A 22,748-nucleotide genomic window follows, 5' to 3' on the forward strand; every position below is an offset into this window, starting at 1 on the left:
TTAGTTTTGAAGTTGTCTTAGTTTTGAAGTTGGTTTAGTTTTGAAGTTATGCCGGCGCGGCACTGCCGGGATAAAGCTGTAGCAGTTCTTGAGGGGCACCTCAAGATCGAGTGGCTGGATGCCGTTTGCACCCTTTGGCTTCGCGCCAGTGTCGTAGATTTTTGCAGCAGTCGCTCACCTCCACATGAAGATCGGACAGTATCTTTGGCCCGGCTTGCCGGTAGCCCGCATTCACAAGGTAGATCACGAGAGGATGTTGTATGCACAAATATCATTTGGGAATCGATGTCGCAAAAGCCAAACTTGATTGCGCCCTGCGCATGCCTGATGGCAAATACAGAAACAAAGTCGTTGCCAATACGCCCGCCGGTTATACGACGTTGAGCCTATGGCTCAACAAGCACGGCGCAACGCTGCCTCATGTGTGTATGGAAGCCACCGGGGTCTACTGGGAAGCCGTCGCAGAGTATCTGGCTAGCCAGAACATGGTCGTCAGCGTCATCAATCCTGCTCAAATCAAGGCGTTTGGCACCTCCCGCATGGTGCGCACCAAGACCGATCGCGTCGATGCGCAGCTAATTGCGGCATTCTGCGTCGAACGTTGCCCCGACGCCTGGCAAGCGCCATCACCCGCCGAACAGGCCTTGCGCGCCATGGTGTTGCGCCTCGACGCGCTGCAGAACATGCGCACCCAGGAGAGCAACCGGCTTGACGTAGCACGCGACGCGGTACAAGACGGCATCGCCGGGCATATCACCTGGCTTGATACCGAGATCAAGAAACTTAGTGCCATGATCAAGAATCATATGAACGACGATCCTGACCTCAAGGACAAGCAGGCTCTGCTTGATAGTATTCCGGGCTTGGGCGAACGTACCATTGCTGTTCTGCTGGCCTTTTATGCCGACACCCAACGCTTTGATAACGCCAGAAAGGCGGTCGCGTTTGCTGGCCTTGATCCGCGCCAGCACGAGTCCGGCAGCAGCGTCAAAGCCAAGCCCCGCATGTCCAAAGTCGGCCATTCCTTTTTGCGCAAGGCGCTTTACATGCCAGCAATGGTGACCTTGTACAAAACAGCATGGGGCAAATCCTTTCGCGCGCGCTTAGCCGCTTCCGGAAAACCGCCCATGCTCATTATTGGCGCCATGATGCGAAAACTTGTTCATGTCGTCTTTGGTGTCCTCAAATCAGGAAAATCTTTCGATCCTGCGCTGCATGGCAGTTGACCGGCATAACAGTATCTACGTCCGGGGGGCGATACGATGGCTCTTCGGGTAGGGTGCAATAACCGCAGGGCATTGCACCGGCTGCGTACCAGATCAGCGCCTGACTTTTAAAATTCTTCCCAGTCGTCGTTGGCAACGGTAGGTTTCTTCACCGCCAGCGAGGAAGCACCTGCTGCCCGTGCGATCAATGCTTTCCTGGCGACGGGGAGGCGTACGGCAGCCACCGTGCCGTTTCTGGCCGCGACCTGCAGCGGTGGACTCGTCCCGTCCAGCCGGAAAATACTGACCACGTCCGACAAATGATGGGCCTGGTCTTGCATGCTTTGCGCGGCGGCAGCGGCTTGTTCGACCAGCGCTGCGTTCTGTTGAGTGACGTCATCCATCTCGGTGATGGCCATGTTGATCTGCTCGATGCCACGGGTCTGTTCGGCGCTGGCCGACGAGATCTCGCCCATGATGTCGGTGACACGCTGCACGCTGGTGACGATTTCATCCATCGTCACGCCGGCCTGATCGACCAGCCGGGCGCCGGCATCGACCTTGTCGACCGAATCGCTGATCAATCCCTTGATTTCTTTTGCGGCGGTTGCCGAGCGCTGCGCCAGGCTGCGCACTTCGGCCGCGACGACGGCAAAACCGCGACCCTGTTCACCGGCGCGGGCTGCTTCGACGGCGGCATTGAGCGCGAGGATGTTGGTCTGGAACGCGATGCTGTCGATGACGCCGATGATATCGACGATCTTCTTCGACGAGTCATTGATCGAGGTCATCGTGCCGACGACTTCGGCCACGACCGCACCGCCACGCACCGCCACTGCCGAGGCACTGGCGGCCAGACTGTTGGCCTGGCGGGCATTGTCGGCATTCTGGCGCACCGTCGAAATCAGGTCTTCCATTGATGACGCGGTCTGTTCCAGCGAACCGGCCTGGGCTTCGGTACGGGCCGACAGGTCCATGTTACCGCTGGCGATTTCGCCGGAGGCATTGGCGATCGTGTCGGTACCGACACGCACCTGCCCGACGATTTCGCCGAGCCGGTCGCGCATGGTTTTCAGTGCAAACAGCAGGCTGGACTGGTCGCCCGGACGCAGGTCGATGGGCGAGTGCAGGTCGCCGGCGGCGATATTGGCGGTGACTTGCATCGCATAGCCAGGCTCGCCACCGAGCTGGCGCAGCAAGCCGCGCGTGATCAGGATGGCGGAAGCGAGACCGGCCAGCAAGGCAATGCCGGTGAACACGGCGATCAGCAATTGTCCGGAATGGCCGCGCCGGGCGACTTCCGCCTTGGCGTCGTCGATCGTGGCGCGTTGCTGGTTGGCCAGTTTGTCCAGCGTGGTCAGATACGCCGCCAGCGCAGGTTCGAGCTGGCCGCCGATTGCGGCTTTGGTGGCCTCGTCATTGCCTTCTTTTTTTGCACTGAAGGCGGTAGTACGGGCTTTGATGTAGGCGCTGCGGCGCTCGCCGATTTCGGTATAGACCGGTGCCTCGGTCTCATTTTTCAGCGTCTCGAGCTGCTTCTGGATTTCGCTGATGCGGGCTGACGTGGCCTTGATGTCCGCTTCAGTTTTCTTTTGTATGGCAGCGTCATTACCGCTTAATACCGTGATCAGACGCGCACCGTTCAGATGGGTCGCCGCATGCCATTCCTGCACCAGCCCGGCCTTGACCATCGTCGTGGACATCATTTTGCCGGCGATCTCGCCGACGCCTTGCAGCGACCAGATGCCGATGCCGGCCGCACACAGCAGCAGCAACAGGATGGTCGAAAAGGCCAGCGCAAGCCGGGATGCAACAGTCATTTTGGAGGGGATCATGGCAATTAGCTCCTGCAACGGGATCGATATTTTCCTGCCAGGTCGGGGACTCTGACAGAAACTTTTTTATGTTTTTTACTGCGCCGATGGCGGATTCCGGGCTGTACAGGCGCTGCGGCTGGTGTCGAAGTGCGTGCCGTATTTTTCCCTGCACCAGACGTTCATGTCGGTATGCGGTGGTCCCGACTGCGCTTGTGGCGCGGCTGCGCGCTGCAGAAAATCTTGCACGGCGGTGTCACCGATCTGATAGCTCATGGCCAGCAGGATCACGGTAATGACCAGATTAGCGATAGCTGGTAGTCGAATGCGCGCTACCGGATCATTCCAGAGTTTCCAGCTCCAGTAAATACCCGGAAGCAACAAAAAGAACGAGGCACCTGCTGCAGCCGGACTGACGCGCCATATGCGTCGGATCAGCCAGATCCATAGCACCAGACTGAGCAGCATCAGTAACAGGTAGATGACGATCAGCATGGTGGTCCTTTTATCGGGAGTCGCTTAGGAGGGACGTTTGCGGCGCGCGCTGTCGAGCTGGCGGCACAGCAGCTCGGTGCCGTCGAGCAGACGCGGGCCGCTGCGGGCCAGCCAGTCGGCATTGATGACGAACAGGTTGTTGCGCTGCACGGCCAGCAACGATGGAAAGCGACGCCAGTCGGCCAGTGCAGCCGCCTCGTCGTCACCGCCGGTCAGGATGACTTCGGGATTGGCTTGCAGTACCGCTTCGGCACCGATCACGGGGGCGAGTTGCGGTAGCTGCGCGAAGATGTTGTTACCACCGCAAAGCCGGATCGCTGACGACACCATGCTCTGTCCATTGAGCGTCATCAGCGGCGCGCGCCAGATCTGGTAGAACACCGGCACGGTCGCGCGCCGCTGGTAGGTACTGGTCAGTGTCTGCAGTCGCACCCGGAAATCGCGCGCCGCAGCGTGGCCGGTGGCTTCGCTGCCGGCCAGCGTTGCCAGCCGTTCCAGCGACGACGCGATCGTCGCGAAATCGCGTGGTTCGCTGTCGAAAACCGCGATGCCGAGGGCGCGCAGGCGTGCCAGTTGCGAGGCCGAATTGCCGCTGCCCCAGGCCACCACCAGGTCGGGCTTGAGCATCACGATACGCTCGATATCGAGTGCCGCAGCACCGCCGACCGAACCGATTATTTTGGCCGCCGGCGGGAAATCGCTGTAATCGCTGACCCCGACCAGACGCGCGCCGGCACCGGCGGCAAACAGCAATTCGGTCACGTGCGGTGCCAGGCTGATGATGCGGCGCGCCGGTGCATCAAGCCGGATCGGGTGGCCGGCATCATCGGTGGCCGACACCGGTGCGGCCCCGGCGAGCGCGCCTGATGTGGCGAGCAACAACGCGATCAGTAGTCGCGGCATCGTCACACTTCGAGGTTATCGATCAGGCGTGTCGCACCGAGTCTGGCGGCGGCCAGCACGACCAGCGGTTCGCCGCGCACGATTTCGTCGGTGCTCGGTGCCTGTAGGTCCGAGCGACGGCGCACCGACATGTAGTCCGGCTGCCAGCCGTTGGCCGTCAGCAGACCCATCGCGTGGCGCTCCAGCGCAACCACGTCATGCTGGCCGGCGCGCACTTCGGCGGCCATCGCATTGAGTGCCTGATACAACTGCGGCGCGGTGGCACGTTCCTGTTCCGACAGGTACATATTGCGCGACGACAGTGCCAGCCCATCGTCGGCGCGAAAGGTCTCGGCAGCGATGATGGTGGTCGGCAGTGCGAACTGGCGTGACATGTTCCGCACGATCATCAGCTGCTGGTAATCCTTCTTGCCGAATACGGCCACGCTCGGCTGCACGCACGAAAACAGCTTCAGCACGACGGTGGTGACACCTGTAAAAAACCCCGGCCGGAACTCACCTTCCAGCGTATTGCCCAGATCATCGGGCGGCTGCACGCGAAATTCCTGCGGCTCGGGGTAGAGGTCTTTTTCGGTCGGCGCGAACAGCACGTAGACGCCTTCTTTTTCGAGCTTCTCGACATCCGACTGGAAGGTACGCGGGTACTTGTCGAAGTCTTCGTTCGGCCCGAACTGCAGCCGATTCACGAAGATCGATGCGACCACCGGATCACCATGTTTCCTGGCCAGCCTGATCAGCGACAGATGGCCGTCATGCAGATTGCCCATCGTGGGAACGAAGGCAGTACGCAACTGGCCGCGCAACTGGTCGCGCAAATCGTCGATCGAGGAAATGATTTTCATGGATATCCAAAAGCAGGGAAAAAAGGAGGAGAGGAATCAGCCGGGCGAATACGCCAGCCGGACATAGATAGGCGCAAACGGTTCGGCCTGGGTAATTTCGATCAGGCTTTCCTTGGCCAGTTCCAGCAGCGCGACGAAGTTCACCACCAGCACCGGAATGCCGCGCGAGGGCTCGAACAGCTCGGTGAATTCGACGAAGCGCTGACTTTGCAGGCGGCGCAGGATGGCGCTCATGTGCTCGCGCACCGAGAGTTCTTCGCGGCTGATCTTGTGATGCTCGGTGAGCCGGGTACGCTTGATCACATCAGCCCAGGCCGCTTGCAGATCGATCACCGCGACGTCGGGCCAGCGCGTCACCAGCGCCTGCTCGATATAAATTTGCGGGCGGAAATAATCGCGGCCGACCTGCGGCACCGCATCGATCTGGTAGGCCGCCAGCTTCATCTGTTCGTATTCGAGCAGGCGACGTACCAGCTCGGCGCGCGGATCGCCGGCGTCGTCGTTATCGGCCTTGCGCACCGGCAGCAGCATGCGCGATTTGATTTCGATGAGCATCGCCGCCATCAGCAGATATTCGGCAGCCAGCTCGAGATTGCTCAGGCGGATCTGGTCAACGTATGCCAGATACTGGCGGGTCACCTGGGCCATCGGAATATCGAGAATATTGAAGTTCTGCTTGCGGATCAGGTACAGCAGCAAATCGAGCGGACCCTCGAACGCGTCCAGAAAAACTTCCAGCGCATCGGGCGGAATGTAGAGGTCGTTGGGCAGTTTGAACAGCGGCTCACCATACAGGCGCGCATAGCCGTTGCCATCCTCCGGAACAAGCGCCAGCGCAGGCGACACTGCGCGCATCGTTACAGCTTGTTCTGGTACACGTACGGCTGTTGCGCGACTTTCGAGTCGTTGGTGCGGTCCTGGCTATCGAGGTCGCGCGGTGCCTTGTCCCACAGCAGGGCACGGCCGGCACGTTGCTGTTCTTCGAGTTGCGGATTTTTCTTTTTGAGGTCGGCGATGAAGAGCGTGATCTCGGATTCGTAGCGCTGGAATTGCTTGGTGAATTTCATGGGGCTCTTTGCGACTGGTTGGCGGCAGCGGGCATTTTACCTTGTTCGTCACTGGCGGCGCTGAAAATGCGGGCCCGCGCATAGGCTGCATCGATACTGTCGACGCAATTGTTTTCGCCCAGCCGGTCGAGAAAGCCGGAGCGCTCAATCTGCGCGCGCGGTTGCCGGTTGGGTCCGCACAGGATCAGCTGACCGCCATGCCGGTGCAAGGCCCGGCGCACCGTATCGAGTGCATCGAGGCCGGTTGAATCGATGCTGATCAGCTGATGCAGTTCGAGGATCAGTACCCGTTGCGGCACGGCTTGCGCTTCGATCAGCAGTTCGAGCTTGCCGACTGCGCCAAAGAACAGCGAGCCATAGATCGAATAGGCCCGCACACCCGGCAACGGGCCAGGAACCGTGATGGGCGCGATCTGCGTCAGGTCGGAAATCCGGTAGATGAAGAACACGCAGGCCAGCACCAGCCCGACTTCGACGGCGGTGGTCAGGTCGACAATCACGGTCAGAAAAAACGTCGCCAGCATCAGGATGCGGTACGGCATCGACAGCCGTCGCAAGCGGACAAACTCGTGCCATTCGCCCATGTTCCATGCCATGTAAATCAGGATCGCCGCCATCGTCGCCAGCGGAACATCGGTGGCCAGCGGCGCGGCGAACAGGATCAGCATCAGCAGCGTCAGCGCATGGACGATGCCGGAGACCGGTGAGGTCGCGCCGCTGCGGATATTGGTGACGGTGCGGGCGATGGTGCCGGTGGCCGGCAAGCCACCAAAAAAAGGCGTGACGAAATTGGCCACGCCCTGCGCCATCAATTCCTGGTTCGGGTCATGGCGGGTATCGATCAGGCCATCGGCGATGCGGGCACAGAGCAGCGATTCGATCGCGCCCAGCAAGGCGATCGTCAAGGTCGGTGCGAACAATTGCTTGACCAGTTCCCAGCTGAAGTCCGGCAGCACGAACACCGGCAAGCCTTGCGGGATGCCGCCGAAGCGGCTGCCGATGGTCTCGACCGGCAAGGCCAGCAGCGCGCTGGCCAGTGTCGCCAGCAACAGCACCACGACGCTGCCCGGCACGATGCTGCAACGCTGCCGCCAGCGTGGATGCGGCAGGCCGGGGTCCAGCGACGAACGCGCCAGCCGCGACCAGCCGATCAGCAGCAACAGCGACAGCAGTGCCAGCAGCAGCGACGGCCAGTGGGTGGTCGAGGCATGCTGCACCAGCATGCGCAACTGGGCAAAAAAATCACCCGGCATGCGAGTGATCCTGAGTCCGAAAAAATCCTTCAGCTGCGATAGCGCGATCAGTACCGCAATGCCGTTGGTGAAGCCGATCACGATCGGCAGCGGAATGTAGCGGATCAGCGAGCCGAGCCGGAACATGCCCATCGCAAACAGCAGGATGCCGGCGCAACTGGTGGCGATCAGCAGGTTGGCCAGGCCGTATTTGTCGATGATGCCGTAGATGACGACGATGAAGGCACCGGCCGGTCCGCCTATCTGCACGCGCGACCCGCCCAATGCTGAAATCAGAAAGCCGGCAATGATGGCGGTGAACAAGCCGGCTTCCGGCTTGACCCCGGAAGCAATCGCGAAGGCCATCGCCAGTGGCAGCGCGACGACGCTGACGGTGATACCGGCAATGATGTCCTTGCGCAGTCGCTGCGGACTATAGTCGGCCAGCGTGTCGAGCAGGGTCGGATGAAACCGGAAGCGAAAAGATGACATGCCAGGCCCCTGGAAAAGCAGGCGACAGGTCCGGCCTGCGGGTCAGGCCATTGTGCACGGGAGTCGTGCCGGGTTTCAAGGGAAAGCAGGAAAAGTAGCAGTGAACGCGATCCGATTGTGCACAATCGGATCGCGTGCAGGGGATCAGCCCACGCGCATGCCGGGCTCTGCACCTGGCCATGGCTGCAGGATGTAGATGCCGGGGCTGGCTTTTTCATCGGCGGCCGAGGCGGCCAGCACCATGCCTTCGGAAATCCCGAACTTCATCTTGCGTGGTGCCAGGTTGGCCACCATCACGGTCAGCTTGCCGATCAATTCTTCGGGCTGGTAGGACGACTTGATGCCGGAGAACACGTTGCGCAGGCGGCCTTCGCCGACATCAAGCGTCAGTCGCAACAGCTTGTCGGAACCGTCGACGGCTTCGCAGTTGACGATCCGCGCGATGCGCAGGTCGACCTTGGCGAAGTCATCGATCTTGATTTCGTTGGTGGTGGCGACCGGCGTGGCCACTACCGCTGCTGCCGGTGCCACGGCCGGTGCCGGTGCCGGTGCCGCAATGGCTGGCGCTACCGGTGGCTCGAACAAGGCATCGAGCATCTTCGGATCGACCCGCTGCATCAGATGCACGAACGGGTTGATCTGGTGCTGGTGCGGCAGCGGCTGGCTGACATCGGACCATTGCAGCGGGGCGATGGCGAGCATGGTCTCGACTTGCTGTGCCAGTGCCGGCAGCACCGGCTTGAGGTACAGCGTCAGGATGCGGAAGGCTTCGAGCAGGCGGCTGCAGACTTCCTGCAGGCGCGCATCGTTGTCCGGATTCTTGGCCAGTTCCCATGGTTTGTTGGCATCGACATAGGCATTGACGCGGTCGGCCTGCTCCATGATCAGGCGCAGTGCCTTGCCGTATTCGCGGCCGTCGTACAAGGCATGGATGTCATCGGCGACATCGCGCAGGCCGAACAGGAAAGTGTCCGATGTGGTGGCCCAGTCGGTCACTACATGCCCATCGAAACGCTTGGCAATGAAACCGGCCGAGCGGCTGGCGATGTTGACGTATTTGCCGATCAGATCGCTGTTGACGCGGGCCACGAAGTCATCGGGATTGAAGTCGACATCCTCGACCTTGGCGCTCAGTTTGGCGGCGATGTAATAGCGCATCCATTCCGGGTTCATGCCGATGTCGAGGTAGCGCAACGGCGAAATGCCGGTGCCGCGCGACTTCGACATTTTTTCGCCGCTGACCGTGATGAAGCCGTGCACGAACACGTTGTTGGGCACCTTGCGGCCGGCAAAATGCAGCATCGCCGGCCAGAACAGCGTATGGAAATAAGTGATGTCCTTACCGATGAAATGATATTGCTCGGTATCGGGATTGGCCATGAAGGCATCGAAATCGCGACCGGTATTGTCGAAGTAATTTTTCAGCGACGCCAGGTAGCCGATCGGTGCGTCCAGCCAGACGTAGAAGTACTTGCCTGGCGCGTCAGGAATCTCGATGCCGAAATACGGTGCATCGCGGCTGATGTCCCAGTCGCCGAGTCCGCTTTCCTTGTCGTCTTTGCCTTCCAGCCATTCGCGCGCCTTGTTGGCGACTTCAGGCTGCAAGCGACCTTCGGTGAAGGCCCACTCGCGCAGGAATTCAACGCATTTATGGTCCGACAGTTTGAAGAAAAAATGCTCGGACGACTTCATCACCGGCACCGCGCCGGACAGGGCCGAGTACGGATTCTTCAGTTCGGTCGGGGCATACACCGCACCGCAGACTTCGCAGGAATCGCCGTACTGATCCTTGGCACCGCACTTCGGACATTCGCCCTTGATGTAGCGGTCGGCCAGGAACATGTTCTTGACCGGATCGAAAAACTGCTCGATGGTCTTGGTCGTGATCAGCTGCGCGTCGTCGCGCAGGCTGCAATAGATTTCTTTCGACAGCGCGTGGTTTTCTTCGCCATCGGTCGAATGCCAGTTATCGAAGCCGATATGAAAGCCATCAAGCGGCGCCTGCCTGCCGGCCGCAATGCGGGCCACGAATTCCTGTGGCGTCACGCCGGCATTATCGGCAGCGATCATGATCGGTGCGCCATGGGCATCGTCGGCGCACACAAAATGCACTTCATGGCCCTGCATGCGCTGGAAGCGAACCCAGATATCGGCCTGGATGTACTCCATGATGTGACCGATGTGGAAGGCTGCGTTGGCGTAGGGCAGGGCGGTGGTGACGAATAGCTGGCGTGGCGAAGTGGCGCTCATGAGCAAGGCACAGTGAAATAAGGAAAGTCGTGATTCTAGCAGTGCGGCCTCGCGCAGCGCGGCCGATGTCCGCGAGGGGCGCGGTAAAATGCGCTTTTCCCTCATTCGCGATGCCGCAACCCGGCGTCGACCCCGCTCGCCATGATTGTTCGCACCCGCTTTGCTCCCAGCCCGACCGGCTATCTCCATCTCGGTGGTGCCCGTACTGCCCTGTTCGCCTGGGCCTATGCGCGCCATTTTGGCGGCACCTTCATCCTGCGCATCGAAGATACCGACCTCGAGCGCTCGACCCCGCAAGCGGTGCAAGCCATCCTCGACGGCATGGCATGGCTGGGCTTGCAGCATGACGAAGGTCCGTTCTATCAGATGCAGCGTATGGATCGGTACCGCGAAGTAGTCGGCCAGCTGCTGGCTAGCGGCGCGGCCTATCACTGTTATTCGTCACCGGCCGAAGTCGAGGCGATGCGCGAGCGCCAGCGTCTGGCCGGTGACAAGCCGCGCTATGACGGCACCTGGCGGCCCGAGCCGGGCAAGACCCTGCCGGAGGTGCCTGCTGACCGTCAGCCGGTGGTGCGCTTTCGCAATCCGCTTGATGGTCAGGTGACCTGGATCGATCTGGTCAAGGGCCCGATCACGATCGCCAACCGCGAAATGGATGACCTCGTCATCGCGCGTCCGGATGGCACGCCGACCTACAATTTTTGCGTTGCTGTTGATGATTCGGACATGGAAATCACCCATGTCATCCGCGGCGATGACCACGTCAACAACACGCCGCGCCAGATCAACATCCTGCAGGCACTGGGCGCGAAGTTGCCGGAGTATGGCCATCTGCCGATGATTCTTGGCACCGACGGCGAGAAGCTCTCGAAGCGCCACGGCGCGGTCAGCGTGATGGATTATCCGGCGCAGGGTTTTCTGCCCGAGGCGATGCTGAACTACCTGGCACGCCTCGGCTGGAGTCATGGCGACGAAGAACTATTTACGATGGCGCAATTCATCGAATGGTTCGACCTCGATCACCTGTCGAAATCCCCGGCCCAGTTCAATCCCGAAAAACTGGCCTGGGTCAACAACCACTACATCAAGCACACCGACGATGCGCAGCTGGCTGAGCTGGTCCGTCCGCTGATGGTCGATGCCCAATTCGACGGCAGTCCTGACCTCGCGCGCGCCATCGGCCTGATGAAGGAACGTGCCAATACCTTGATCGAAGTGGCCGGCGCGACGATGCTGTTCTATCGCCAGCCGCAGCCGGATGCGGCCTTGCTGACGCAGCACCTGACCGATGCCATCAAGCCGGCGCTGGCCGACTTTGCTGCGCGCTGCGACACGGTCGAATGGACCAAGGTCGCGCTCGCCGTAATGATTAAGGAAGTGCTCGCCAGTCACGGCCTGAAGATGCCGCAGCTGGCGATGCCATTGCGCCTGCTATTGACCGGTCAGTTGCAGACCCCGGCGATCGATGCGGTGATCGAATTGTTCGGTCGTCCGCTGGTCTGTCAGCGCCTGGCAAAGGGCCTGGAATAATTTGCCGAATGGGATTTACAGGGGCCGAATACCTCGGCTATAATTCGGCCTCTGTCGCAAGGGGGTATAGCTCAGCTGGGAGAGCGCTTGCATGGCATGCAAGAGGTCATCGGTTCGATCCCGTTTACCTCCACCAGCATCTTGATGATGTCGGGTCAGCGCAGAAAGTTGTGAGTGGTAAGAAGTAACGGCCAGTACGGACAGTTTCTGTCCCCATCGTCTAGAGGCCTAGGACATCACCCTTTCACGGTGAGTACAGGGGTTCGAATCCCCTTGGGGACACCAAGATAAAAAATAGCCACACGCAGTGTGGCAATTTTTTTTGTAGCAGAAGCATCAAAAGACCACGCGCCTGCGCGTGGGGGGATTCGAAGGGTTTGGCTTGCAAGCCAAACCGCGGCCCGCAGCATGTGGGCGAATCCCCTTGGGAGCGACCTCGAGAAGCTGCTTCGAAGAAGATGCGAGCGAACAGGTTGCGAAATCAGCAGCCAAGCACTACCGGCCAGTACGGACAGTTTCTGTCCCCATCGTCTAGAGGCCTAGGACATCACCCTTTCACGGTGAGTACAGGGGTTCGAATCCCCTTGGGGACACCAGAATAAAAAATGGCCACACGAAAGTGTGGCCCTTTTTTTGCCGACTACGCATCAAAAGACCACGCGCCTGCGCGTGGGGGGATTCGAAGGGTTCGGCTTGCAAGCCGAACCGCGGCCCGCAGCATGTGGGCGAATCCCCTTGGGGACACCAGAATAAAAAATGGCCACACGAAAGTGTGGCCCTTTTTTTGCCGACTACGCATCAAAAGACCACGCGCCTGCGCGTGGGGGGATTCGAAGGGTTCGGCTTGCAAGCCGAACCGCGGCCCGCAGCATGTGGGCGAATCCCCTTGGGGACACCAGAATAAAAAATGGCCACACGAAAGTGTGGCCCTTTTTTTGCCGACTACGCATCAAAAGACCACGCGCCTGCGCGTGGGGGGATTCGAAGGGTTCGGCTTGCAAGCCGAACCGCGGCCCGCAGCATGTGGGCGAATCCCCTTGGCGCTACATTGCCATCCAGTACCTCCGGTGCAATGCCCTGCGGTTATTGCACCCAACGATACTGGTAGCGGCAAATCCCGTAGCGTGGACACAGTTTCACTGTGCCCACGCGCGCGCACCACATCAGTGTGACAATCCCGACTTTGTACGTTGGACACGCCGTTGACACGCACGCACTGATGACTACAACCCGACAATCACCCCACAGATTTTTTCAAGGAAGTCCATTTTTTGAATAACACCTCACCCCGCACCCTGACCCTGGTGCTGGCCACACTGGCCATGCTCGGCCCGTTCGCCACCGATACCTATTTGCCTTCCTTCGTCGCCATCGGCCAGCAGTTCGCCGTCGGCCCGATGCTGGTCCAGCAAACCCTCAGCATCTATCTGTTCGGCTATTCGCTGATGACGCTGTTCTACGGCACGCTGTCGGATTCGTTCGGCCGGCGGCCGGTGATCCTGGTATCGCTGCTGATCTTCATTGCGGGTTCAATCGGCGCAACGCTGGCGCCCAGCTTCACGTGGTTGCTGGTGTTTCGCGCGATGCAGGGCATGTCGGCCGGGGCCGGCATGGTGATCGGCCAGGCGGTCGTGCGTGATCGCCTCAGCGGTGCCGATGCGCAAAAGATGATCGCGCAGATCATGATGGTGTTCGGCATCGCGCCGGCCGTGGCACCGGTCATTGGCGGACTGCTGCAGGTTGCGTTCGGCTGGCGCGCGGTGTTCGCCTTCATGACGGCGATTGCGGTATTGCTGCTGATCGCCTGCCGGCGCTACCTGCCGGAGAGCTTGCCGCCAAGTCAGCGCCAGCCACTGCACCTTGGCACCATCGCCGGCAATTACTGGAAGGCGATTCGTCATCCGCAATTTTTGCTGCGCTCGCTGGGTATCGGCTTTGTTTTTGGCGGCTTCGGACTGTACATCGCGTCGGCGGCCAGCTTTGTGATGCAGGTGCTGCACTTGCCGGAGACCGCGTTCGCATGGCTGTTCATTCCGCTGATCGGCGGCATCGTGCTGGGATCGGCGATCAATGCGAAGCTCGCGCACCGGGTCAGCATGAAGGTGATGATACGGCGTGGCTTGGTGGTGATGGGGCTGGCCTGCGTGATCAATCTGGTCTACACCAGCTTGCAGGTCGCCGCCGTGCCGTGGGCGGTCTTGCCGTTGATGCTGTACGCATTCGGCATGGCGCTGGCGCTGCCGGGCATGGTGCTGCAGACGCTCGGGCTGTTCCCGCTGGTGCGCGGACTGGCGGCGTCGCTGCAGAACTTCGTGCAGATGCTGATCTTTGCGCTGGTATCGGGCTACCTTGCGCCGCTGTTGTTCGATAGTGCGTTCAAGCTGGCCGCCGGACTGGCGGGTGCGTGGCTGATCGGGGTGCTGTTCTGGCGCAGCGGTCGCGCCCGCACCTAAGCCGGCACACGCTTGTTGACCAGCACCAGCGCGATCCCGCCCAGCATCGCTACGCTGGCCAGTACCAGCCGCACACTGAGCGGTTCCTGCAGAAACAGTACGCCGGCGATGGCGGCCAGCACTGGTGCGCTCAGTTGCACCGACGCCGCCCGCAAGGCGGTCAGTCCACGCAGCGCCGCATACCAGACCGTGTAGCCGATGCCCGATGCCAGCGCGCCCGACAGCACCGCATACACGATGCCCATGCCATCAAGACGCTGTTGCGCCAGCAGTGCGATGGCCAGCACGATTGCCATCGGCGCGGCGCGTACGAAATTGCCGGCGGTCTCGCCGGCCGGATCGGCCACGCCGCGTCCGCGCAGCGAGTACACGCCCCACGCGATGCCCGCTGCCATCATCAGCAATGCGCCACCCAATGGCGGTGCTGATAGACCGGGCAGCAGGAACAGGACCAGTCCGGCCAGCGCGATGACGAGGCCGGCGATCTGGCCCCGACCGAAGCGTTCGCCGGCACGCAAGCCGGCCGCGATCATCGTCGCCTGCACCGCGCCGAACAACAGCAGCGCGCCGGTGCCGGTCGACAGCGACACATAGGCAAACGAAAATCCCGCCGCATAAATCATCAGCGCCAGCGCCGACCACCAGTTGCCGCCGAGCCGCATGGCGGTAGTGCCACCCGCTGGCGGCACACGTCGCAGCCAGACCAACAGCACCAGCATCAGTGCCCCCGAGACCACGCGGATTGCGGTGAAGCTGGCCGCATCGATGCCGGTGCGCTGGAAGGCCAGCCGGCACAGGATGGAATTGCCGGCGAAGCAGAGCACGGCGAACAGGGTGAAGCAGGTCAGGCGAAGGGTGGACATGGACATCCTTGCAGAGAGAAATCGCGTGCGGCACAGATCATCGTGCCGCCGGCCGGTTCAGCACTCAGCACGCGCAGCGCGTTGCCGTGTTAATCGTCGGCCCCGCAGCACTTCTTGAACTTCTTGCCGCTGCCGCACGGGCAGTCATCGTTGCGGCCGACCTTGGGCGAGTCACGCTGGACGGTCTCGACCCCGGAGGTACGGATCGGCGCCCAGTATTTGAGGATGTGCGGGATCGCCGATTCGATCTCGATGGTCATCTTGTGGGCCTTCAACGGCGTGTCGACCAGATGCATTTCGCTCTCCTCGATCTCTTCGGCACCGAGCAGATAGATCGGTCGCATGATGTCGGCCAGGTTGGAAGTCCAGATCGGCGCCCACGCATCGGCGCGCAATTGCGTGCCTTCCCAGAAGCCCCAGGCCCAGGCTTCGCCATCGAGCAATTGCTTGCCTTCGAATTCGAATTCGCAAAACAGCGGTTCGAACTCTTTCGGCGCGACTTCGAAGGTGATCGCGACTTCGTTCATGAAGCGCGAGATCAGGCCGACGATGTGGTCGAATTCCTTCGGATTCTTGAAGTCCGGACCGGTCTCGTCGGACTCGCCCCAGATAGGCGGCAGCCATTCGGCCAGCGGCACCAGTTCCGGGCCGATCACGAGGGCAGTGAAGTAGCCGTGCAGCGAATCCATCGTCATGCAGTCTTCGGCACAACGGTCGGAAAGCAGGAATTTGTCGAGTTCGTCGAACTCTTTGTCGGACAGGGGCTGGTCGAGATGCATGGAAAACTCCGGCGAATTGAATGGGGCGTAGTGTACGGCCTTGATCGCTTGCCGGTCCGATCAAATGCAGCCGGTCGCATCGGTGCGGCCGTACAATGCCCGCCATGAACCCACCTTCGATTCCCTCATTTGCCGATCTCAGTCCCGACCTGGTGCTCGATGCGCTCGACAGCATCGGCCTGCACGGCGATGGCCGTTTGCTGGCCCTGAACAGTTATGAAAACCGCGTCTACCAGATCGGCATCGACGATGGCCCGCCGGTGGTCGCCAAGTTCTACCGGCCAGGTCGCTGGAGCGATGCGGCGATCCGCGAAGAACATGCGTTCGTCGAAGAACTGGTGGCGCAGGAAATCCCGGTGGTCTCAGCCACGCGGCTTGGCGATGGCAACAGCCTGCATAAGCTGGACGGATTCCGCTTCGCGGTCTTTGCGCGTCACGGCGGTCGCGCACCGGAACTCGATGACCCCGACACGCTGGAATGGATGGGGCGCTTCATCGGCCGCATCCATGCGGTCGGCAAGCTCAAGCCCTTCATGGAACGGCCCACGCTGGATATCCACAGCTTCGGTACCGAACCGCGCGCGTGGTTGCTCGCCCATGATTTCATTCCACCCGAATTGCTGGCCGCCTGGCAGAGCGTGACGACGATGGCGCTTGATGGCGTGCGTCGCTGTTACGACCGCGCCGGCGATGTCGCCAGTGTGCGTTTGCATGGCGATGTCCATAGCGGCAACGTGCTGTGGACCGACGCCGGTCCGCACTTTGTCGACTTCGATGACAGCCGCAACGGGCCGGCGATTCAGGACCTGTGGATGATGCTGTCAGGCGAGCGCGCCGACATGGTCCGGCAGATGTCGGATCTGCTGGCCGGCTATGACGACTTCTGCGATTTCGATCCGCGCGAACTGCATCTGATCGAAGCGTTGCGCACCTTGCGGCTGCTGCATTACTCGGCCTGGCTGGCACGGCGCTGGGACGATCCGGCGTTCCCGGTCGCGTTCCCGTGGTTTAACACGCAGCGTTACTGGCAGGACCGGATCCTCGAATTGCGCGAGCAGGTCGCGTTGATGGATGAAGCGCCGTTGCGGGTGTAACGGTCGCCTTGTCCTGATTACATTCCTATCAACTCCTTTCAACTTCTTTCCTGATCATGCAAAAAATTCGACACGCAATTCTCGGCGGCAGCGGCCTGTACAACATGGACGGTCTGCAGAACCTGCAGGAAGTTACCATCGACACCCCGTTCGGCGCACCGTCGGACGCCATCATGATCGGCACGATAGAGGGCGTGCAGGTCGCTTTCCTCGCGCGCCACGGCCGCGGCCATCGCCTGCTGCCGACCGAAGTGCCGTACCGCGCCAACATCTGGGCGCTCAAGAGTCTGGGCGTCGAGTACCTGCTGTCGGTCTCGGCCGTCGGGTCCTTGTGCGAAGAGATGGCACCGCGCCACATGGTCCTGCCGGACCAGTACATCGACATGACGCGGCAACGCGTCAACACGTTTTTTGGTGACGGTGCGGTGGCGCACATCAGCCTGGCGCAGCCGGTCTGCGCGGCGCTGAGTCAGCTGATTGCCGATGCGTTCGCGGATGCGGCATTGCCGGAAGCCACGCTGCATCGCGGCGGCACCTATGTCTGTATCGAAGGTCCGGCTTTTTCGACACTGGCCGAATCACAGCTCTATCGCAGTTGGGGAGCGTCGGTGATCGGCATGACCAACCTGCCGGAAGCACGGCTGGCACGCGAAGCCGAAATCGCCTACGCGACGCTGGCATTGGTCACCGATTTCGATTGCTGGCATACCGGCCACGCGCCAGTCACGGCCGAGATGGCGATCGGCAATATGATGCACAATGCGGTCGGTGCGCAGCAGGTGCTGCGCGCCGCAATCCGCCGGCTGGCCGCCGATGCACCGGTCTCGCTGGCGCATACGGCACTGGCCCAGGCGCTGGTCACGCAGCCCTCGGCGATGCCGGCGGCGACGCGTGAAAAGCTGCGGCCGTTGCTCGCAAAATATCTGTAATCCGCGCTGTCATGGCGCGACCAACCACCTTTTTGGAGTTGTTCATGTTGCGTCCCGCCATCCTGTTCTTTGCCGCCGCGCTGTCATGTGGCACTGCCTTCGCGGTCGATACGCTGCGCCTCGGTGTGGGCTTGTTCCAGCCCGACAAAGAAAAAAACGATGCGACCTACCGCCCGCTAGCCGAATACCTGTCAAAAAAACTCGGCAAGCCGGTCGAGCTGCGCACCGTCGATAGCTGGGAAGGGCTGGCCAAATCGCTCGCCAATGGCGAAACCGATATCGCCCTGATGGGGCCGTGGGGCTATGTGCTGGCCAATAACCAGTCCGGCGCGCAAGCGGTCGCGACCATCCTGTACGACGGCAAACCCGAGTACTACGCGCTGATGATCACGCATCCGAAATCCGGCATCAACGGCTTGGCCGATTTGAAGGGCCGCACCTTCGCCTTCGGTGACAAGGGCTCGACCTCGGGTTATCTGATTCCGACCCACCAGTTCCTGAAAATGGGCATTCCCGATCCCGAAAAATTTTTTAGCAAGGTGCTGTACACCAAACATCAGGCCATCGAGACCCAGGTCACGCGCGGCGAACTCGATGCCGGTGCCGACTATGACCGCAACCGCAATGCGATGATCGAGCAGGGCTTGATCAAGGCGGCCGACAGCAAGATCATCTGGACCTCGGCTCCACTGCCCAATGACGCGGTCGCGGTCAGTGCCGACCTGATGAAAGACAAGGCACTGGTGGCGCAATTGCAGGCCGCGCTGGAGCAGGTCGGTGCCGAACTGAAGACCAGTCCGGGCTTGCTGCCGGCGCATTACACCGGCTTCGTGAAAAGTGACGACAAGCTCTACAGTTCGATCCGCGATGCCGGACTGGCGACCGGCAAACTGCAACCGCGCAAGTAAGCGCTGATGCCCGGGCCGAGCCTGACTGGCCGCACGCGCCTGTGGTTGTTTGCCTTGCTGTACGGCGTTCTGATTGCTGCCAGCGCGGTCAGTTTCGTGCGTGACGGCGACGTGCAGTTCGGCCGCAAGCCGCTGGAAAATCTGCTCAAGACCGCGCATGAACTGTCGCGCCCGAGTCTGCTCGATGTCTGGTTCGGCAATCCGCAGCTCGAATACCGCAATGACGCCGGTGTCGTGCTGCGCGTCGAAGACCAGCGCGCCACCGAACAGCGCTATTTGATTGGTCTGGCGGCAGCGATCTGGACCACGTTGAAAGTGGCCACGCTCGGTTCGCTGCTGGCAGCAGTGGCCGCGCTGCCGTTCGGGCTGGTCGCCGCGCGCAACCTGTCGATGCCGCGCTGGCTGGCATCGCCGGCACGCGGCCTGCTCGATATCGCACGCGCCATCCACGCACTGGTGTTCGGCCTGCTGCTGGTTGGCATCATCGGGCTAGGTCCGATGGCCGGCATCCTCGCCATCGCGTTCCATTCCTTCGGCACCTACGGCAAGTTGTATGCCGAAGCCATCGAGAACATCGACGAGCGCCTGATCGATTGCGGTCGCGTGATCGGCATGACGCCGCTGCAAACGGTCTGGCATGCGTTGCCGCGCACGCTGCTGCCCCAGGGACTCTCGATCCACCTGTACATCTGGGAATTCAATATGCGCGACTCTACCGTGCTCGGGCTGATCGGCGTCGGCGGACTCGGGCTGCTGGTGTCCGAAGCGGTGTCGTTGTTCCAGTGGGGCCGGCTGGCGACACTGCTGATCGCCATTGTCCTGCTGGTGACCTGCTTCGACCGGATCAGCCGGCGAGTGCGGGCGATTCTGGCGACACGGTCACATTGAAAAAGCGGCGCTCGATTTCTTCGATGACCTGATGTAAGACATCGGCGCGCACCGGACGGCTGAACAGATTGCCCTGGCCGATTTGGCAGCCATGGTTTTTCAGCCAGGTCATCTGGTCCAGCGTCTCGATGCCTTCGGCCAGCACCTCCATTTTCAGGGCCAGTCCCATCGCAAGGATGGCCTGCGTCAGTTTTTCGGCATGGCTGTCGTCGAGCATGCTCCGGGTGAAGGACTGGTCGATTTTCAGGCACTGCAGCGGCAGCTTGCGCAGATAACTCAGCGATGAATACCCGGTGCCGAAATCGTCCATGCTCATGCGGATGCCGTTGGCATGGAGCTGGTGCAGGACATGGCGGGTATGGTCGAGTTCGCGCATCAGCGACGACTCGGTGATTTCGATTTCCAGTAATGCGGGCGGGATCAGGAATTCATCGAGCAGACCATTGAGATGCCGCACCAGATCGGCCGACGCAATATCCTGCATCGACAGGTTGATGGCAACCGGCAAGTCGGCATGCCCTTGCGAGCGCCAACGTGCCTGGGTCGCGATCGCGTGGCGCATGACCCAGCGGTCGATGTGCACGATCTGACCGCTGCGCTCGGCAATCGGGATGAACACCGCCGGTGAAATCGGACCGCGCACCGGATGGTCCCAGCGCAACAGCGCTTCCATGCCGGCTACGCGAAAGCTGGCCAGGTCGACCTTGGGCTGGAAGACCAGCGACAGCTCATTGTTCTCGATCGCGCGCATCAGGTCGCTTTCGAGTTGATAGCTGTCGGCCTGATCGGCTTCCATCGCCGGATCGTACACGACGCTGCGCGAACGCCCGGCCGCCTTGGCCTGATACAGTGCCAGGTCGGCCCGTCGCAACAGGTCGCCGACGGTCTGCCCATGCAATGGCGGGATCGCAATCCCGACTGAAATCCCGAGGGTCAGTGGCTGGCCATTGAGCAGGAAAGGTGGCGCGACTGCCTCGTGCAGACGCTCCGCCACGCTGAGCACCAGCGCCGGATCGGCTTGCGGCAGGCGCATCAGCAGCATGAATTCATCGCCTCCGAGGCGCGCCAGCAAATCGAAGTCACGCACCGCCGACTCCAGTCGCGCGCTCAGTTCCTGCAGTATCCGGTCGCCGGCGACATGGCCGTAGTTGTCATTGATGCGTTTGAAATGATCGATGTCGAGCAGGATCAGAGCGGAATTGAACTTGCCGTTTTTGAGCCATCCGGTGACTTCGTCTTCCATCGCGCGCCGGTTGAACAGGCCGGTCAGCGGATCGTGATGCGCACGCCATTGCAGCTTGCGGTGCAAGACGTCGTTGGCCTGGCTCTGGCGCACGTCACAGAGGAGGCAAAGCAGTTTTTCCAGCGCGAGTGCCTCGATGCCGGTCCACGCCTGCGAGCGTCCGCCCACGGATTGCTGCCATTCTGCAAACGACCGGCGTGGTTCCAGCCTGAGCCGCCCATCGGGCAGGACCACGGTATTTTTTTCCGGTTCGCCGGCCCAGCGCACTTGCTGGACTTGCTCTTGCCGCACCAGGCAACAGAATACCTGCGGCATGCCCGCACGCCGCGCCAGCATCAGCCCGGCGGCATCCGGTAACGTTGTCAGTCGCGGCAGCGAGGCGCAGGGCAAGCGATCCCAGTGCCGGATCGTGACGGCATCGTTGGTCGCACCGGCATCCGGTCCGGTGTGTCCGGCGATCTCGTCGAGCACCTGTTCGGCGGAGCCGAGTTGCCGGTCAGTGCCGCCGACATACATCACGTCGTCGATACGCACGCTCAATCCGCTGGCACCGAACGCTGCCAGCAATTGGGGAAGTCGTGCGGCTAGTACCTGGGGCATATCGCCGACCAGGATGAGGTGTTGCTGCAAGCTGGTGAGTAGTTCGTCGATGCTGTGGCGACGCGCGACGTCTTCCAGTTCGCACAGCGCAGCGATGCGGATGCTGGCGACTTCCGCGACCAGTTCACAGATCTGGCGCAAGCCATCCCGGACCTGGTAGGGCGGCACCTTCGGTGCATGGTGGTGGCAGGTAATCAGACCCCACAGCTTGCCATCGACAATGATCGACAAGGTCATCGTTGCGCATACGCGCATGTTTCGCAGGTAGCACAGGTGGACCGGGGACAGGCTGCGCAGCAAGCCGTGGCTTTGGTCAAGCGGTCGCGTCGCCGGCAATAACGTATCGGCTTCGGCGTCGACATCGACCAGGATACGCAGGGTGTTGGTCAGGTAAAGCCGACGCGCCTGGCTCGGGATATCGGAGGCCGGGAAACGCAAGCCCAGGTAGCGTTTCTCATGCCCGCCGGCCGTGTGCTCGGCGATGACTTCCCCGCTGTCGTCGGGCAGGAAGCGATAAATCATGACGCGGTCGAAGAGGCTTAATTGCTGGACTGATTCCACGCACTCCTGACAGAAAGCGGTCAGGCCGTGGGCCTGGCGCAGCTGTGACATGGTATTGGTGATGTCGGCAAACAGCCGGGTTTGTCGCAAGCGTTCTTCGACGTTGTTATCCAGCGGCAGCCATTCGAGGATGATCGTGTCACCGGAGCGGTGGCCCAGGCATTCCCATTCGCAGTCGGTGGCACGGTTGCGCTGGCGGATGACTTTCGCCATGCGTGGTTGCCACGGCAGGATCTGCGGATTGGATGTCGGCAAGTCAGCCAGAGCATCACTGCCGGTACCATCGACCCAGTCGGTTAATGCCGTATCGAGCATCGCGGCGGCGTCCGGCAAGCCCGGCCAGTGGCGCGTGATGCCGCTCGACACCTGCACGATACGCGCACTGACCAGATCGACGACCATCACGAAGCCGTGCGGCTGCACGGTACCGAGCAGGTGGATCGGTTCCTGTGCGCAGGATTGTTCCAGCTCTGCTGAAATCGAATGGTCCGGATGGGTCATGGGGTTTGCTTTCTGTCATCGCAGCGTCAGGACGAGGACTCCTGACAAGCTAAGCGTCTTTTGGTTTTACGTGATGATAACTGAATGTCCCTAAAATAT

At 61.2% G+C, this 22,748-nt stretch carries 18 protein-coding genes and 3 tRNA genes; 10 read left to right on the forward strand and 11 right to left on the reverse strand.

Features of this window, described 5'->3' with window-relative positions:
• The first annotated feature begins 260 nt into the window (after positions 1-260).
• Positions 261-1,226 (forward strand): IS110 family transposase, encoded by a 966-nt coding sequence (locus tag RHM62_RS05905; RefSeq protein WP_322124616.1) that lies wholly within the window; start codon positions 261-263, stop codon positions 1,224-1,226.
• A gap of 107 nt (positions 1,227-1,333) precedes the next feature.
• On the opposite strand, the gene RHM62_RS05910 is transcribed toward RHM62_RS05905, so the two are convergent.
• The 8 genes from RHM62_RS05910 to metG form a co-directional block, all read right to left on the reverse strand.
• Positions 1,334-3,040: a methyl-accepting chemotaxis protein gene (locus tag RHM62_RS05910; RefSeq protein ID WP_322124617.1), complete on the reverse strand. Its 1,707-nt coding sequence runs from the start codon at positions 3,038-3,040 to the stop codon at positions 1,334-1,336.
• A 75-nt stretch (positions 3,041-3,115) separates the two neighbouring features.
• Entirely contained in the window at positions 3,116-3,514 is a 399-nt protein-coding gene (locus RHM62_RS05915) for a hypothetical protein (protein WP_322124618.1), read from the reverse strand.
• A 24-nt stretch (positions 3,515-3,538) separates the two neighbouring features.
• Positions 3,539-4,417 (reverse strand): cobalamin-binding protein, encoded by an 879-nt coding sequence (locus RHM62_RS05920; protein ID WP_322124619.1) that lies wholly within the window; start codon positions 4,415-4,417, stop codon positions 3,539-3,541.
• A gap of 2 nt (positions 4,418-4,419) precedes the next feature.
• Positions 4,420-5,259 carry a pantoate--beta-alanine ligase gene (gene panC, locus RHM62_RS05925; protein WP_322124620.1) on the reverse strand — a complete coding sequence of 280 codons (840 nt, stop codon included), beginning with the start codon at positions 5,257-5,259 and terminating at the stop codon, positions 4,420-4,422.
• 36 nt (positions 5,260-5,295) lie between these two features.
• Positions 5,296-6,114 carry a ScpA family protein gene (locus RHM62_RS05930; protein WP_322124621.1) on the reverse strand — a complete coding sequence of 273 codons (819 nt, stop codon included), beginning with the start codon at positions 6,112-6,114 and terminating at the stop codon, positions 5,296-5,298.
• Positions 6,115-6,116: 2 nt separating this feature from the next.
• Positions 6,117-6,326 carry a DUF3460 family protein gene (locus RHM62_RS05935; protein WP_009666064.1) on the reverse strand — a complete coding sequence of 70 codons (210 nt, stop codon included), beginning with the start codon at positions 6,324-6,326 and terminating at the stop codon, positions 6,117-6,119.
• Positions 6,323-8,050 carry a SulP family inorganic anion transporter gene (locus RHM62_RS05940; protein ID WP_322124622.1) on the reverse strand — a complete coding sequence of 576 codons (1,728 nt, stop codon included), beginning with the start codon at positions 8,048-8,050 and terminating at the stop codon, positions 6,323-6,325. Before RHM62_RS05940 ends, RHM62_RS05935 begins: the two co-directional genes overlap by 4 nt.
• A 144-nt stretch (positions 8,051-8,194) precedes the next feature.
• On the reverse strand, positions 8,195-10,300 hold the full coding sequence (metG, locus tag RHM62_RS05945) for a methionine--tRNA ligase (RefSeq protein ID WP_322124623.1): 2,106 nt from the start codon (positions 10,298-10,300) through the stop codon (positions 8,195-8,197).
• A 141-nt stretch (positions 10,301-10,441) separates the two neighbouring features.
• Here metG and gltX point away from each other — a divergent pair, with 141 nt between their 5' ends.
• The 5 genes from gltX (at position 10,442) to RHM62_RS05970 (ending at position 14,283) form a co-directional block, all read left to right on the forward strand.
• On the forward strand, positions 10,442-11,830 hold the full coding sequence (gene gltX, locus RHM62_RS05950) for a glutamate--tRNA ligase (protein ID WP_322124624.1): 1,389 nt from the start codon (positions 10,442-10,444) through the stop codon (positions 11,828-11,830).
• Between the two features lie 60 nt (positions 11,831-11,890).
• A tRNA-Ala gene (locus tag RHM62_RS05955) sits at positions 11,891-11,966 on the forward strand.
• A 73-nt stretch (positions 11,967-12,039) separates the two neighbouring features.
• Positions 12,040-12,115, forward strand: a tRNA-Glu gene (locus tag RHM62_RS05960).
• 235 nt (positions 12,116-12,350) lie between these two features.
• Positions 12,351-12,426: transfer RNA gene (locus RHM62_RS05965), tRNA-Glu, on the forward strand.
• 675 nt (positions 12,427-13,101) lie between these two features.
• The gene (locus RHM62_RS05970) at positions 13,102-14,283 is read left to right on the forward strand and encodes a multidrug effflux MFS transporter (RefSeq protein WP_322124625.1); all 1,182 of its coding nucleotides are present in this window, start codon (positions 13,102-13,104) and stop codon (positions 14,281-14,283) included.
• Here RHM62_RS05970 and RHM62_RS05975 read toward each other — a convergent pair.
• The gene (locus RHM62_RS05975) at positions 14,280-15,146 is read right to left on the reverse strand and encodes a DMT family transporter (protein ID WP_322124626.1); all 867 of its coding nucleotides are present in this window, start codon (positions 15,144-15,146) and stop codon (positions 14,280-14,282) included. The two genes, RHM62_RS05970 and RHM62_RS05975, sit on opposite strands and share 4 nt — an antisense overlap.
• 89 nt (positions 15,147-15,235) lie before the next feature.
• On the reverse strand, positions 15,236-15,925 hold the full coding sequence (locus tag RHM62_RS05980) for a UPF0149 family protein (RefSeq protein ID WP_322124627.1): 690 nt from the start codon (positions 15,923-15,925) through the stop codon (positions 15,236-15,238).
• Positions 15,926-16,029: 104 nt separating this feature from the next.
• On the opposite strand from RHM62_RS05980, the gene RHM62_RS05985 reads away from it, so the two are divergent.
• The 4 genes from RHM62_RS05985 to RHM62_RS06000 are packed head-to-tail and all read left to right on the forward strand — an operon-like array spanning position 16,030 to position 19,744.
• Positions 16,030-17,019 (forward strand): serine/threonine protein kinase, encoded by a 990-nt coding sequence (locus RHM62_RS05985; protein ID WP_322124628.1) that lies wholly within the window; start codon positions 16,030-16,032, stop codon positions 17,017-17,019.
• A gap of 56 nt (positions 17,020-17,075) precedes the next feature.
• Positions 17,076-17,948: an S-methyl-5'-thioadenosine phosphorylase gene (locus RHM62_RS05990; RefSeq protein ID WP_322124629.1), complete on the forward strand. Its 873-nt coding sequence runs from the start codon at positions 17,076-17,078 to the stop codon at positions 17,946-17,948.
• Positions 17,949-17,992: 44 nt separating this feature from the next.
• Positions 17,993-18,856, forward strand: coding sequence for a phosphate/phosphite/phosphonate ABC transporter substrate-binding protein (locus RHM62_RS05995; RefSeq protein WP_322124630.1), 864 nt, complete (start codon positions 17,993-17,995; stop codon positions 18,854-18,856).
• Between the two features lie 6 nt (positions 18,857-18,862).
• Positions 18,863-19,744: a PhnE/PtxC family ABC transporter permease gene (locus RHM62_RS06000; RefSeq protein WP_322124631.1), complete on the forward strand. Its 882-nt coding sequence runs from the start codon at positions 18,863-18,865 to the stop codon at positions 19,742-19,744.
• Here RHM62_RS06000 and RHM62_RS06005 read toward each other — a convergent pair.
• Positions 19,701-22,649, reverse strand: a complete 2,949-nt coding sequence (locus tag RHM62_RS06005; protein WP_322124632.1) for an EAL domain-containing protein — start codon at positions 22,647-22,649, stop codon at positions 19,701-19,703. The two genes, RHM62_RS06000 and RHM62_RS06005, sit on opposite strands and share 44 nt — an antisense overlap.
• Positions 22,650-22,748 lie beyond the last annotated feature (99 nt).

The organism is Actimicrobium sp. CCC2.4, from assembly GCF_034347385.1.
GTDB lineage: Bacteria > Pseudomonadota > Gammaproteobacteria > Burkholderiales > Burkholderiaceae_D > Actimicrobium.